Origin of the sequence: Streptomyces sp. NPDC006393, assembly GCF_040628575.1 — a bacterium.
Classification (GTDB): Bacteria; Actinomycetota; Actinomycetes; order Streptomycetales; family Streptomycetaceae; genus Streptomyces.
The window spans coordinates 1-13,125 of record NZ_JBEXZD010000006.1; the positions used below are offsets into that span (position 1 = coordinate 1).

The 13,125-nt window shown below is 73.8% G+C and carries 10 protein-coding genes and 1 pseudogene; 2 read left to right on the plus strand and 9 right to left on the minus strand.

The window, feature by feature from the left end; translation table 11 throughout:
• From ABZ484_RS04530 to ABZ484_RS04555, 6 genes and pseudogenes are all read right to left on the minus strand, one after another.
• Positions 1 to 69: pseudogene (locus ABZ484_RS04530) on the minus strand (hypothetical protein); the annotation flags it as partial.
• A gap of 52 nt (positions 70 to 121) precedes the next feature.
• Positions 122 to 1,939 (minus strand): 2-oxoglutarate dehydrogenase, E2 component, dihydrolipoamide succinyltransferase, encoded by a 1,818-nt coding sequence (gene sucB / locus ABZ484_RS04535; RefSeq protein WP_358864408.1) that lies wholly within the window; start codon positions 1,937 to 1,939, stop codon positions 122 to 124.
• Between the two features lie 62 nt (positions 1,940 to 2,001).
• Entirely contained in the window at positions 2,002 to 3,390 is a 1,389-nt protein-coding gene (lpdA, locus tag ABZ484_RS04540; RefSeq protein ID WP_358864409.1) for a dihydrolipoyl dehydrogenase, read from the minus strand.
• A 244-nt stretch (positions 3,391 to 3,634) separates the two neighbouring features.
• Positions 3,635 to 5,161 carry a leucyl aminopeptidase gene (locus tag ABZ484_RS04545; RefSeq protein ID WP_358864410.1) on the minus strand — a complete coding sequence of 509 codons (1,527 nt, stop codon included), beginning with the start codon at positions 5,159 to 5,161 and terminating at the stop codon, positions 3,635 to 3,637.
• Positions 5,162 to 5,588: 427 nt separating this feature from the next.
• Positions 5,589 to 6,236: an RDD family protein gene (locus tag ABZ484_RS04550; protein ID WP_358864411.1), complete on the minus strand. Its 648-nt coding sequence runs from the start codon at positions 6,234 to 6,236 to the stop codon at positions 5,589 to 5,591.
• An 86-nt stretch (positions 6,237 to 6,322) separates the two neighbouring features.
• Positions 6,323 to 7,087 (minus strand): adenosylcobinamide-GDP ribazoletransferase, encoded by a 765-nt coding sequence (locus ABZ484_RS04555; protein WP_358864527.1) that lies wholly within the window; start codon positions 7,085 to 7,087, stop codon positions 6,323 to 6,325.
• Positions 7,088 to 7,258: 171 nt separating this feature from the next.
• Between ABZ484_RS04555 and ABZ484_RS04560 the strand changes: the two genes are divergently transcribed.
• Positions 7,259 to 8,035, plus strand: a complete 777-nt coding sequence (locus ABZ484_RS04560; protein ID WP_358864412.1) for a hypothetical protein — start codon at positions 7,259 to 7,261, stop codon at positions 8,033 to 8,035.
• Here the strand turns inward: ABZ484_RS04560 and ABZ484_RS04565 are convergent.
• The 3 genes from ABZ484_RS04565 to cobT all read right to left on the minus strand — a co-directional run bounded on the left by ABZ484_RS04565 (position 7,963) and on the right by cobT (position 11,813).
• Positions 7,963 to 8,739 carry a hypothetical protein gene (locus ABZ484_RS04565; protein ID WP_358864413.1) on the minus strand — a complete coding sequence of 259 codons (777 nt, stop codon included), beginning with the start codon at positions 8,737 to 8,739 and terminating at the stop codon, positions 7,963 to 7,965. The two genes, ABZ484_RS04560 and ABZ484_RS04565, sit on opposite strands and share 73 nt — an antisense overlap.
• A 19-nt stretch (positions 8,740 to 8,758) precedes the next feature.
• Positions 8,759 to 10,534: a phosphatidylglycerol lysyltransferase domain-containing protein gene (locus ABZ484_RS04570; RefSeq protein WP_358864414.1), complete on the minus strand. Its 1,776-nt coding sequence runs from the start codon at positions 10,532 to 10,534 to the stop codon at positions 8,759 to 8,761.
• 139 nt (positions 10,535 to 10,673) lie between these two features.
• Positions 10,674 to 11,813, minus strand: a complete 1,140-nt coding sequence (gene cobT, locus ABZ484_RS04575) for a nicotinate-nucleotide--dimethylbenzimidazole phosphoribosyltransferase (protein WP_358864415.1) — start codon at positions 11,811 to 11,813, stop codon at positions 10,674 to 10,676.
• A gap of 191 nt (positions 11,814 to 12,004) precedes the next feature.
• Here cobT and ABZ484_RS04580 point away from each other — a divergent pair, with 191 nt between their 5' ends.
• Positions 12,005 to 13,084, plus strand: a complete 1,080-nt coding sequence (locus ABZ484_RS04580; protein ID WP_358864416.1) for a class I SAM-dependent methyltransferase — start codon at positions 12,005 to 12,007, stop codon at positions 13,082 to 13,084.
• Positions 13,085 to 13,125: the final 41 nt, after the last annotated feature.

The window sequence follows — 13,125 nt, forward strand, 5'->3', positions numbered from 1 at the left end:
TGCCTGCAACCGCCGCTGCACGGCCTGCGCGGTCGCCACGTCCCTTATCCAGCCGGAGGTCACCCCGAAGCCCGCCCGGAATCTCCGGGCGGGGGCACCGACGTACTGCACTGACCGGCGGTTACAGGCCCAGCTCGACCTCGAACTCGCCTGCCTCCAGGATGGCCTTGACCGCCGTCAGGTAACGGGCCGCGTCGGCGCCGTCGACCAGGCGGTGGTCGTAGGAGAGGGTCAGGTAGGTCATGTCGCGGACGCCGATGACCGTGCCCTCCTCGGTCTCGATGACGGCCGGACGCTTGACCGTGGCACCGATGCCGAGGATCGCGACCTGGCCCGGCGGCACGATGATCGTGTCGAACAGCGCGCCACGCGAACCGGTGTTGGAGATGGTGAAGGTCGCGCCGGACAGCTCGTCCGGAGTGATCTTGTTGGCACGGACCTTGCCCGCCAGCTCCGCCGTGGCCTTGGCGATGCCCGCGATGTTGAGGTCGCCGGCGCGCTTGATGACCGGGGTCATCAGGCCCTTCTCGGAGTCCACCGCGATACCGATGTTCTCGGTGTCGAAGTAGGTGATCGTGCCCTCGGCCTCGTTGATCTTGGCGTTGACGACCGGGTGGGCCTTCAGCGCCTGGGCGGCGGCCTTGACGAAGAACGGCATCGGGGAGAGCTTGACGCCCTCACGGGCCGCGAACGCGTCCTTGGCCCGGGCGCGCAGCTTCATCAGACGGGTGACGTCGACCTCGACGACCGACGACAGCTGGGCCTGCTCGTGCAGCGCCTTGACCATGTTGTCGCCGATGACCTTGCGGATGCGGGGCATCTTGACGGTCTGGCCGCGCAGCGGGGAGACCTCCAGCGCCGGGGCCTTCCGCGCGGCGGCCGGAGCAGCGGCGGCGGCAGGAGCCGGAGCCGCGGCGGCGGCCTTGGCGGCCTCGGCGGCGGCCAGGACGTCCTGCTTGCGGATGCGGCCGCCGACGCCGGTGCCCTTGACGGTGGACAGGTCGACGCCGTTCTCGGCGGCGAGCTTGCGCACCAGCGGGGTCACGTACGCGCCCTCGTCGGTCGGCTGGGCGGCGGCCGGAGCGGCCGGCGCCGGGGTGACCGGGGCGGGGGCGGCGGGCGCCGGGGCGGCGGGCGCCGGGGCGGGAGCCGGAGCCGCGGGCTGGGCCGGGGCCGGAGCGGCAGCGGCGGGCGCGGCCGGGGCGGCGGGGGCCGGGGCCGGAGCGGCCGGAGCCGCGGGGGCGGCCGGGGCCTCGGCGGCGGGGGCCGGAGCCGGGGCGGCCGGAGCCGGAGCCGCGGCGGGGGCGGCACCGGGGGCGCCGATGACGGCGAGCTTGGCGCCGACCTCGGCGGTCTCGTCCTCGCCGACCACGATCTCCAGGAGCACGCCGGAGGCGGGCGCCGGGATCTCGGTGTCGACCTTGTCCGTGGAGACCTCGAGCAGCGGCTCGTCGGCCTCGACGGAGTCACCGACGGCCTTCAGCCAGCGGGTGACGGTGCCCTCGGTGACGGACTCACCGAGCGCGGGCAGGACCACGTCCGTGCCCTCGGCGCCACCGGCATGACCTGCGGCAGTCACAGCCGGAGCGGCGGCGGGGGCCGGGGCGGCCGGGGCCTCGGCGACCGGGGCCGGGGCGGGCTCGGCGGCCGGAGCCGGGGCCTCGGCGGCGGCCGGGGCCGGAGCCGCGGCGGGGGCGCCGGTGCCGTCGTCGATGACGGCCAGCTCGGCGCCGACCTCGACCGTCTCGTCCTCGGCGACCTTGATGGAGGACAGCACACCGGCGGCGGGGGAGGGGATCTCGGTGTCGACCTTGTCGGTTGAGACCTCGAGCAGCGGCTCGTCGGCCTCGACGCGCTCGCCCTCGGCCTTCAGCCAGCGGGTGACAGTGCCCTCGGTGACGCTCTCACCGAGCGCCGGAAGGGTTACGGAAACCGCCATGGTTTCGGTTGCTCCTTACGAAGTGCGGAAGTCTGTGTCGTCGCGCCCGAAGACTGAAGGCGTCAGTCGTGGGAGTGCAGGGGCTTGCCGGCCAGGGCCAGGTGGGCCTCGCCGAGCGCCTCGTTCTGCGTCGGGTGGGCGTGGATGAGCTGGGCCACCTCGGCCGGCAGGGCCTCCCAGTTGTAGATCAGCTGGGCCTCGCCGACCTGCTCGCCCATGCGGTCGCCGACCATGTGGACGCCGACCACGGCACCGTCCTTGACCTGGACGAGCTTGATCTCGCCCGCGGTCTTCAGGATCTTGCTCTTGCCGTTGCCCGCCAGGTTGTACTTGAGAGCGACGACCTTGTCCGCGCCGTAGATCTCCTTCGCCTTGGCCTCGGTGAGGCCGACGGAGGCGACCTCCGGGTGGCAGTACGTCACCCGCGGCACACCGTCGTAGTCGATCGGGACGGTCCGCAGACCGGCCAGACGCTCCGCCACCAGGATGCCCTCGGCGAAGCCGACGTGCGCGAGCTGGAGGGTGGGGACGAGGTCACCGACGGCGGAGATGGTCGGGACGTTGGTGCGCATGTACTCGTCGACGAGGACGTAGCCGCGGTCCATGGCGACCCCGGCCTCCTCGTAGCCCAGGCCCTGGGAGACCGGGCCGCGGCCGACGGCGACGAGCAGCACCTCGGCCTCGAACACCTTGCCGTCCGCGAGGGTGACCTTGACGCCGTCCTGGGTGTACTCGGCCTTCTCGAAGAAGGTGCCCAGGTTGAACTTGATGCCGCGCTTGCGGAAGGCGCGCTCCAGCAGCTTCGAGGAGTTCTCGTCCTCGACCGGGACCAGGTGCTTCAGGCCCTCGATGACCGTGACGTCGGCGCCGAAGGACTTCCAGGCGGAGGCGAACTCGACACCGATGACACCGCCGCCCAGGATGATCGCGGACTTCGGCACGCGGTCCAGGACCAGGGCGTGGTCGGAGGAGATGATGCGGTCGCCGTCGATCTGGAGGCCCGGCAGGGACTTCGGCACGGAACCGGTCGCCAGGAGGACGTGGCGGCCCTGGATCCGCTGACCGTTCACGTCCACGGAGGTCGGGGAGGACAGCCGGCCCTCACCCTCGATGTAGGTGACCTTGCGGGACGCGACGAGACCCTGGAGGCCCTTGTACAGGCCGGAGATCACCTCGTCCTTGTACTTGTGGACCGCCGGGACGTCGATGCCCTCGAAGGTGGTCTTGACACCGAACTGCTCGCTCTCGCGGGCCTGGTCGGCGATCTCGCCCGCGTGCAGCAGGGCCTTGGTGGGGATGCAACCCCGGTGCAGGCAGGTACCGCCGACCTTGTCCTTCTCGATCAGGGCGACGTCCAGGCCCAGCTGTGCCCCGCGCAGGGCCGCGGCGTAACCACCGCTACCACCGCCGAGGATCACTAGGTCGAAAACGGTGCTGGCGTCGTTCGCCACGTCACGTCCTCCATGCATGTGCGCCGTGCGCCGGTCGTCGGTGACCGGTCGGCGGCTGGTGTCCGGCCGCTCGTTCTTCGGCCCTTGGGTGGGGCCCTGTCCTGCCGACGCCCATCTTCGCACTTGTCGGGAGCGGAAGAGACGCGGGGCCGGGGTGTGAGACGTACCACCCGGTTGCCGCAACCGGACGAAACGGCCCCGAGTGCGGGAGGCACCCGGGGCCGTCGTGGCGGAGGAACGAAGGTCAGCCGAGGTCACCCGCGGCGGTGAGCTCCGCGAGCCGGACCAGCGTGCGCACCGCCGAGCCCGTGCCGCCCTTGGGCGTGTAACCGAAGGGACCCTGCTCGTTGAAGGCGGGGCCGGCGATGTCCAGGTGCGCCCAGGTGATGCCCTCGCCGATGAACTCGCGCAGGAACAGCCCGGCGAACAGGCCGCCGCCCATGCGCTCGCCCATGTTGGCGATGTCGGCGACGGGGGAGTCCCCGGCCTTGCGCAGGTGCTCGGGCAGCGGCATCGGCCAGGCCTCCTCGCCGACCTCCTCGGCTGCCTCGTGGACCGCGGTGCGGAACGCGTCGTCGTTCGCCATGATCCCGAAGGTGCGGGTGCCGAGCGCCAGCACCATCGCGCCGGTCAGCGTCGCCACGTCCACGATCGCGTCGGGCTTCTCCTGCGAGGCCGCCCACAGCGCGTCCGCGAGCACCAGCCGGCCCTCGGCGTCGGTGTTGAGCACCTCCACCGTCTTGCCGCTGAACATGCGCAGCACGTCACCGGGGCGGGTGGCGGAACCGGAGGGCATGTTCTCGGCGAGCGCCAGCCAGCCGGTGACGTTGACCTCCAGGCCGAGGCGGGCGGCGGCGACGACGGCGGCGAACACGGCGGCGGCGCCGCTCATGTCGCACTTCATCGTCTCGTTGTGGCCGGCCGGCTTGAGCGAGATGCCGCCCGAGTCGTAGGTGATGCCCTTGCCGACCAGCGCCAGGTGCTTCTTCGCCTTCGAGGTGGTGTACGACAGCTTCACCAGCCGCGGCGCCGACGCCGAGCCGCAGCCGACGCCCAGGATGCCGCCGTAGCCGCCCTTGGCGAGCGCCTTCTCGTCGAGCACCTGCACCTTCAGGCCGTGCGCCTTGGCGGCGTCCTGGGCGATGGCGGCGAACGTGGCCGGGTTCAGGTCGTTCGGCGGGGTGTTGATCAGGTCGCGGGCGCGGTTGAGCTCCTCGGAGACGGCCGTGGCGCGCTCGATCGCCGCCTTGTAGGCCTTGTCGCGGGGCTTGCCGCCGAGCAGCACGATGTCGGCGAGCGGCGCCTTGCCGTTACGGGACTTCGCGTCCTTGCCGTTCTCCTTGTACGCGTCGAACGAGTACGCGCCGAGCAGCGCGCCCTCGGCGACCGCACCGGCGTCGGCGGCGTCCGTCAGCGGCAGCAGGAAGGCGGCCTTCTTCGACCCGGCCAGCGCGCGGGCGGCCACACCGGCGGCCCGGCGCAGCGCCTCGCCGTCGAAGCCGGCGTCCTTCTCGGGCTCCGCGCCGAGGCCCACCGCCAGCACGAGCGGGGCCTTGAAACCGGAGGGTGCGGGCACCTTGGTCACCTCGCCCTCGGCACCGGAGGCGCCGAGGGTCTCCAGGACGTCGGCGAGCTTGCCGTCGAAAGCCTTGTCGACGGCCTCGGCACCCGGTGCGACGACCGGGCCCTTGGTGCCCTTGGCGACGCCGACGACGATCGCGTCGGCCCGCAGGCCGGGCGCCCCGGCGGTGCTGAGAGTGAGAGCAGTCACGGTGGTGAAATCTCGCTTCCCTGTAAAAGGTGATGTGGCCGAATGCGGGTGGGGTCGACCGTCCCGACGACCGACCCTAGATCCCTCCTGCGGTGCGGTCTTCACCCGGGCAGGCAAACACCCGGCACGAGCCTACGCGCGTCGCTTCGCCGACCGTGTCGCGCGGGGTCGACCCGGCGGCGGCGTCGCCGTCACCCTCCGAGCCCCGCGCCGTACGCCCCGGGTCGCGGCCCGGAGCAACTCCCGTTCTCGCGGCGGGATTCGGCGGTGATCGTCGGGTGTACGTTCCGGCGCATCACGCCGCGGCACCACTGCCGATGTCGCCGAACCCATGGTGGCACCGCGCAGCGGTGCGGACCGGGATCTCCTGCCCTCGAACAGGAGGAGACCTCAAAGCCGTCTCGTCGCCCGGGGCCGAGATCGCTGCTCAGGAAGTACGAACCGGGGGCGTGGCGCCGGGCGTGCTGAACCCGGCCTCCGGCCCGGCGGGCGTGCGGCTCCCGAGCCCGAGTCCGGTGACCGCCGTACCCGCCACCCGGTCGGCCAGCGACCGCCGGCCGGGGAAGAGCACCGGCAGGGCGTTGACCAGGAAGACCAGCACGGCCACCGCCCACACCAGCACCGACAGCAGGAAGTGCCCCTCGATCAGCAGCACACAGGCCACGGCGTAGACGGCGACGTCGGCCGCGGTGGTGACGGCGGCGCGCACGGCGGCGCGACGGGCCCTGCGCGGGGTGACCCTCAGCCCCAGCAGGCCCTTGCCGACGGTGCGCCCGGCCAGGGCCAGGCACCCCCACTGGTAGAGGAAGGTGGCGAGCACCAGCAGCCCGAACGCCTCCTCCACGTACAGCACCACCTTGTCCCACAGCGACAGTCCGAGGTGCTCCGAGGCGCCGATGACATCACCGCGCGAGGTCAGCAGGTCCAGGCCGCCGCGGGTGGCGAGTTCGGGCACATCCGTGACCAGCGCGGACATCCGGTGGAAGGTGAGGACGGCGAGCACGGAGGGCGCCGCGACCACCAGCGCGAAGTCGATGAACCAGGCCACGGCACGGCGCAGCTTCGGCACGGACATCCCCCCGATCACATCACTGTCCGTCTGTCCGGCGGCTCAGGCTAGCGAGCGCGGGGGGTCGGCCGAAGGGATCGGCGGAGATCGTTTCAGCCCAGTGACAGAAGGACCAGGGCACTGGTGGCCGCCGCCTCCGCGAGGGCGCCGAAGACGTCGCCGGTCACGCCGCCGAAGCGGCGCGTGCAGTGGCGCAGGAGAAGCTCGGCGACGAGCAGGGCGGTGATCACCGCGCCCGCGGCGAGCAGGGCGGTGCGCGTCCCGAGGGCGGCTCCCGCCGCACCGGCCGCACCCGTGACGACGAGCGCGGCTCCCAGCGCGCCCGCCACCGGGACCACGCCCGCGACGGCCGCCCCCAGTCCTTCTGGCCGGGCGGCCGGCACTCCGCGGCGCGCGGCCAGGGTCAGCGCCAGCCGGGCGGCGGTCGTCGCGACGACGGCGGCCAGCGCGCCGTGCGCCCACGAGTCGCCGTAGGCCCGCGCCAGGGCGGCCATCTGCGTGAGCAGCACGAGGACGAGGGTGATCACCCCGAAGGGGCCGATGTCCGACTGCTTCATGATCCGCAGCGCGTCCTCGGCGGGCTTGCCGCTGCCGAGCCCGTCCGCGGTGTCGGCGAGACCGTCCAGGTGCAGCCCGCGGGTCAGTACGGCGGGCACGGCTGCGGTGGCGACGGCGGCGAGGAGCGGACCGGCACCGAGGAACAGCGGCACCAGACCCGTCGCGGCGGCGGCCACGCCGACGACGAGCCCGGCGACCGGCGCGCAGAGCATCCCGCCGCGCGCCGCTCCACGGTCCCAGCGGCTCACCCGGACCGGGAGGACGGTCAACGTCCCGAAGGCGAACCGGAGACCGTGCAGCGGGGAGACGAAAGCTGACGAGGGAGACGAGGGGGACGAGGGGGACGAGGGGGACGAGGGGGACGAGGGGGACGAGGGGGAGGAAGGCGCGGACACGCGGGCAGGTTACGGGACCGGCGCGCCCCCGGCCGCGGGCGGGCGGGTCCCCGGCGGGCGCGGCACACTACACACATGGGGCACTGGCTGTACCGCAACATCGTCGAGCCCGGGAAACTGCCCCTGCTCCTCGCCCTCGGCGCCTTCGTCGTGACCTTCCTGGTCACCCGGGTCATCACCCGCCTGATCCGGGCCGGGAAGGGGCCCTTCGGCAACGTCAGGGCCGGCGGGCTGCACATCCACCACGTCGTCCCCGGTGTCGTCCTCAGCGTCCTCGGCGGTTTCGGCGCGGTCGCCAGCGGCCGGCACGGCTTCGGAGCGGCGGCCTTCGCGGTGGTCTTCGGGATGGGCGCGGGCCTGGTCCTGGACGAGTTCGCGCTCCTCCTGCACCTGGACGACGTCTACTGGAGCGAGGCGGGCCGCAAGAGTGTCGAGGTGGTCGTCCTCACCGCGGCACTGGTCGGGCTGGTGCTCGCGGGCTTCTCCCCGTTCGGTGTCAACGACGTGACCGCGGACGAGCTGCAGGACCGCGGGACGGTCATCGCCGGCGTGGTCGTGAACTTCGCGTTCTCCCTGGTGGCCCTCGGCAAGGGCAAGTTCCGGCTGGCCGTTTTCGGGGTGATCGTCCCCTTCCTCGCCCTGGTCGGCGCCGTCCGGCTGGCCCGCCCCGGCTCGTACTGGGCCAGGCACTTCTACCGCCGCCGCCCGCACGCCCGCGCCCGGGCCGCTCTGCGCGCCCGGCGCCACGACCACCGCTGGGCCCGTCCCCGCCGCGCGGTTCAGGACTGGATCGGCGGCAGACCGGACGCGCGGCCGGCCCGGCTGCCGGGGCCGGGTCCGGGCGGTGAGTGAGGGGCCCGGCCCCCACGCCCGGGCGGTGAGTGAGGGACCCGGCCCCCACGCCCGGGCCACCGGTGCCGTACGGCGGACAGCGCGCACACCAGCGCCACGGCCGTGAGCGCCGCCAGATGCTCCCGGCCCGCCAGGTTCTCCTTCAGCGCCACCTCGACCGCCATCGCCGCGGTCACCGCGCCCGCCGTGACGTACGCGCCGTAACGCCAGCCGAGGTACACCGCGAGCCCCACCACCGCCGCGGACGGCCCGGTGTCCACCACGTGCGCGTCGGCGCGGGGCAGACCCAGCGGACGGCCGGGGCCGAGCGCGATGCCCAGCCGCGCGTACAGGGTGCCGGCGAGCGTGGCGGCGTAGGCGACGGCGAGGGTGCGCCGCCGGCCAAGGCAGATCTCGGCGACGCCGAACACGCCCAGGATCTGCGCCAGCGCCCCGTACACCGGCAGGTCCGGGGCCGGTACGAACAGCGACAGGGGGGTGCGCAGCAGGCACAGCCAGAGCGGGTCCTCGGCCCGTACGGACCCGACGCGGTGGACGAGGCCCTGGCCCCAGGGCCGGTTCTGCGCGTACTGGAGCAGCGCCGTCAGGCACACCGCGGCGAGCGTCATCGGGACCGCCCGCAGGCGGCGCCGCAGCAGCGGCTCGCGCACGGTGTCGTACACGAGCCCCCATTCGGCGCGGGCCCAGCGGGCGAGTGTCCTCATCAGGTCGTCCTCGGCGTCCTCAGCGCGGCGTCTCCAGGTGCCCGCGGCGCAGCCACTCGGGAAGGCCCGGCGTGCCGGGCCCTGCCGTCAGGAAGCCCTCCGCGCGGGCCGCCGCGAGGCCGATGCGCGGCAGGTCCGCGCTCTTCTCGAAGAGCAGGAACCGCGGTTCCCAGATGGGCCGGTACTTGGCGTTGGCGCGGTACAGCGACTCGATCTGCCACCAGCGGGAGAAGAAGCTGAGCAGCGACCGCCACAGCCGCAGCACGGGTCCGGCGCCGAGGCGTGCGCCGCGCTCGAAGACCGAGCGGAAGACGGCGAAGTTGAGGGAGACCTGGCTGACCCCGATCTCCCGGGCGCGGCGCAGCAGCTCGAGCACCATGAACTCCACCAGCCCGTTCTCGGCGTGCCGGGCGCGGCGCATGAGGTCGAGGGAGAGCCCGTGCGGCCCCCACGGCACGAAGGAGAGCAGCGCCTTCAGGTCGCCGTGGGCGTCGTGGCACTCCAGCATCACGCACTGCCCGTCCTCGGGGTCACCGAGCCGGCCCAGCGCCATGCTGAACCCGCGCTCGGTGGCCCCGTCCCGCCACTCGTCGGCCCGTTCGATCAGATACGCCATCTCGTCCGCGGGGATGTCCTCGTGCCGCCGGACGCGCACCGTGTACCCGGCCCGCCGCACCCGGTTGCGGGCCTGCCGCACGGTGCGCATGGCCCGTCCCTCCAGGGTGAACTCGGCGACCTCCACCACGGCCTCGTCACCGAGTTCCAGGGCGTCCAGTCCGTGCCGGGCGTAGACCGTGCCCGCCTCCTCGCTCGCGCCCATCACCGCCGGGATCCAGCCGTGCGCCCGCGCCTGCTCCAGCCAGGGCCCGATGGCGCCGGGCCAGGCCTCGGGGTCGCCGATGGGGTCACCGGAGGCGAGACTGACGCCGCCCACCACGCGGTAGGCGACGGCGGCCTTGCCGGTGGGCGACCAGATGACGCTCTTCTCGCGGCGCAGCGCGAAGTAGCCGAGCGAGTCCCGCTCGCCGTGCCGCTGGAGCAGCTCCCGCAGCCGCTTCTCGTCGTCCGTGGTGAGCGGGTCGACGGCGCGCCGGGAGCGGAAGGCGGCGTAGAGGACGGCGAGGACGAGGGCGGTGGACAGCGCGTTGACGGCGACGTTCGCCCAGTTGGGGGTGGCGACGCCGGGGAAGCGGGCCTCCGGCGCGGCGACCGAGACCAGCCGCAGCGTGCCGTAGTGCCAGCGCTGGAGGAACGTCGAACGGGCCGCGTCCGCGGCGTGGTTGGTGACCGTCACCAGCAGTGCGGCCAGCAGCGAGGCCGAGAGCGCCCCGCCCACGGCGACGGCGGCGGCCAGGCGGGGGTTGGCGCGGTCGCCCTTGGCGTAGAACTCGCGCCGCCCGAGCAGCAGCGCGGCGACGAAGGCGGCGGTCAGCCCGAGGGAGACCCAGTTCTGCACGGAGCCGCGGACCTCCGGGAACGTCGCCTGCGCGAACGCGAACAGCGCCAGGAACGACCCGCTCAGCCCGAGGTTCAGGATCCAGGCGGCCCGCTTGCGGCGGCGCATGGTGACGGCCAGGAACGCGGTGAAGACGCCGGAGGCGAAGCCGGCGGTGAGCAGATACGGCGTGAAGAGGTCCTGCTGGTTGTGGCGCCGCACGTCCTGGCCCAGGGAGACCCACACCGCGCTGAGGAAGTTGAGGAACGCGGCGGCCCGCAGGTACCAGACGGCGAACGCGGCGGCCCGCCGTGCGCTCGCGCCACCGGGACGGACGGGTACGACTCGGGCATCTCCCATGAAGATTGATCATATGGGGGCTCTTGCGGCGAACGTCCGTTTTGTCGACGATCCGTCACCGCAAGAGCGGCCAGGAGAGGTGTGTCAGCCGACCCGGGGTGTCAGCCGGGGTGTCGCCGCGGGGGCCCCGCGTCCCGTGTCACTCCGAGCCGTGCCCGGCCGCGCCCTCGTCCTCGTCCTCGTCCGGCTTCTCCTCTTCCTTCTCGGCTTCCTCGGCCTTCCCGGCTTCCTCGGGGGTGACCTCGGGAAGCTCCGCCGCCAGTGCCGCCGCGGCCTGCACCAGCGGGAGCGCCAGCAGCGCGCCCGCGCCCTCGCCGACGGTCACCTTGTGGTCGAGCAGCGGCTCCAGCGCCATCCGGTCCAGGGCCTTGGCCTGGCCCGGCTCCCCGCTGCTGTGCCCCGCCAGCCACCAGTCCGGCGCGCGGAACGCCACCCGCTGCCCCACCAGAGCGCACGCGGCCGAGACCACGCCGTCCAGGATCACCGGCAGCTTGCGCACCGCGCACTGCAACAGGAAACCCGTCATCGCGGCCAGATCGGCCCCGCCCACCGTCGCCAGCAGCTGCAACTGGTCCCCGAGCACGGGCCGGGCCCGCCGCAGCGCGTCCCGGATCGCGGCGCACTTGCGCATCCACGCCAGGTCGTCGATCGACTCACCGCCGCGCCCGGTCACCACGGACGCGTCCGTTCCGCACAGCGCGGCGATCAGCACGGCCGCCGCGGTGGTGCCGCCCACGCTGACGTCACCGAGCACCACCAGGTCCGTGCCGGAGTCGGCCTCCTCGTCGGCCACCGCGATGCCGGCCCGGAACGCGGCCTCCGCCTCCTCGAGGGTCAGCGCGTCCTCGATGTCGATGCGTCCGCTGCCGCGCCGCACCCGGTGCCGTACGACGTCCTCGGGCAGCGCGTCGGGCGCGCAGTCCAGGGCCATGTCCACCACCCGCACCGGCACCCCGAGCCGCCGGGCCAGCACGGACACCGGCCGGCCGCCCTCCAGGACCGCCCGCACCAGCCGCTCGGCACCGCCCGCGGGCCGCGCCGAGACGCCGAGTTCCGCGACACCGTGGTCACCGGCGAAGAGAACCACCCGCGGCCGTTCGACCGGCCGCACCGGCACGGCGCCCTGCGCCGCGGCCAGCCACTCACCCAGGTCGTCGAGGCGGCCCAGCGAACCGGGCGGCACGATCTGACGCTCCCGGCGCGCCTCGGCGTCACGGCGCATGCCGCCGTCCGGACGCTCGATCAGATCGGTGAAGTCGTCGAGATTCAGCGAGCTCATTCGCCGAACAGTACCGGCCCCGGTCGAACACGATCGAGCCACGTCGCCACCACACCCGTACGGCGTCTTCCCGGCCAAGATCCCGATCTCATACGTTCCCTTTGCAGCGAATTGTCACGGTGGGCCACCGGCATCGGTCGTGGGCCGGCGGTCCACCGCCGTACGTCCTCTCGCCCCACCGGGAGCCGCCCATGCCGCCCCTGCCGTACGCCTCGCGGGCCTACGACCCGCGCCGGATCGCGTACGCCGCCGAACTCGCCCAGGGCACCGACCGGTTCCACGAGCCGCGCCGCGAGAACTGCCCGTGGTGCGGCTCGGCCCGGCTGCGCACCCGGCTGCGCGCGCCGGACCTGATCCAGCACAAGCCCGGCAGGTTCGCGCTCGACCAGTGCGGGGACTGCGGGCACGCCTTCCAGAACCCCCGGCTCACCCCGGAGGGGCTGGCCTTCTACCGCCGGGACCACGACGAGACCGGCCCCGGCGGACTCCCGCACCGGGTGCTCGCCGCCCGCCGGGACCGGCGCCGCCACCGCACCGACGCGCACCTGATGCGGAACGTGGGGGAACCGGAGAGCTGGCTCGACGTCGGCACGGGCCACGCCCACTTCCCGGCGGCGGCCCGCGAGGTGTTCCCGTACACCTCCTTCGACGGGCTCGACCCGACGCCGCGCGTGGAGGCGGCCCGCGCCGCCGGGCGGATCGAGGAGGCCCACATCGGCCATCTGGCCGACCCGCGCATCGCGGACCGCCTGCGCGGCCGCTACGACGTGGTCAGCGTCTTCCACCACCTGGCACACGCCCCCGACCCCCGCGCGGAACTGCGCGGCGCCCTCGGCGCGCTACGGCCCGGAGGCCACCTCCTCGTCGAACTCCCCGACCCGCGCAGCCTGTTCGCCCTGCTGCTGGGCAAGTGGTGGCTGCCCCACGGCCAGCCGCGCCACCTGCACCTGCTGCCCCTGCACAACCTCCGCGCGGAACTGGAGTCCGCCGGCTGCACGATCCTCGTCACCGACCGCCGCACCCCCCACACCCCCGACGACCTGTCGGCGGCCCTCGCCCTGGCCCTCGCCCACGCCCTGCCCGCTCCCGACGCCCCCTGGCGCGACACCCCGCCGGGCCCGCTCAGCCGCGCCCTGCGCGCGATCCTCGCCCCCGCCACCACCCCCTTGGTCGCCGCGGCGGCGGCCGCGGACCTCCTCCTGTCCCCCCTCCTGCGCCGCACCCCCGGCCTCTCCAACGGCTACCGCGTCGTGGCCCGGAGAGACACATAGTGGCCCGGAGAGACACATAGCCGCACCGGGGCGGCGCCCCG

Bases quoted from the DNA above. Each gene is read 5' to 3' on its own strand.
- sucB (WP_358864408.1), bottom strand. From the start codon at position 1,939: ATGGCGGTTTCCGTAACCCTTCCGGCGCTCGGTGAGAGCGTCACCGAG.
- ABZ484_RS04550 (WP_358864411.1), bottom strand. From the start codon at position 6,236: ATGTCCGTGCCGAAGCTGCGCCGTGCCGTGGCCTGGTTCATCGACTTC.
- ABZ484_RS04560 (WP_358864412.1), top strand. From the start codon at position 7,259: ATGGGGCACTGGCTGTACCGCAACATCGTCGAGCCCGGGAAACTGCCC.
- ABZ484_RS04565 (WP_358864413.1), bottom strand. From the start codon at position 8,739: ATGAGGACACTCGCCCGCTGGGCCCGCGCCGAATGGGGGCTCGTGTAC.
- ABZ484_RS04570 (WP_358864414.1), bottom strand. From the start codon at position 10,534: ATGGGAGATGCCCGAGTCGTACCCGTCCGTCCCGGTGGCGCGAGCGCA.
- cobT (WP_358864415.1), bottom strand. From the start codon at position 11,813: ATGAGCTCGCTGAATCTCGACGACTTCACCGATCTGATCGAGCGTCCG.
- ABZ484_RS04580 (WP_358864416.1), top strand. From the start codon at position 12,005: ATGCCGCCCCTGCCGTACGCCTCGCGGGCCTACGACCCGCGCCGGATC.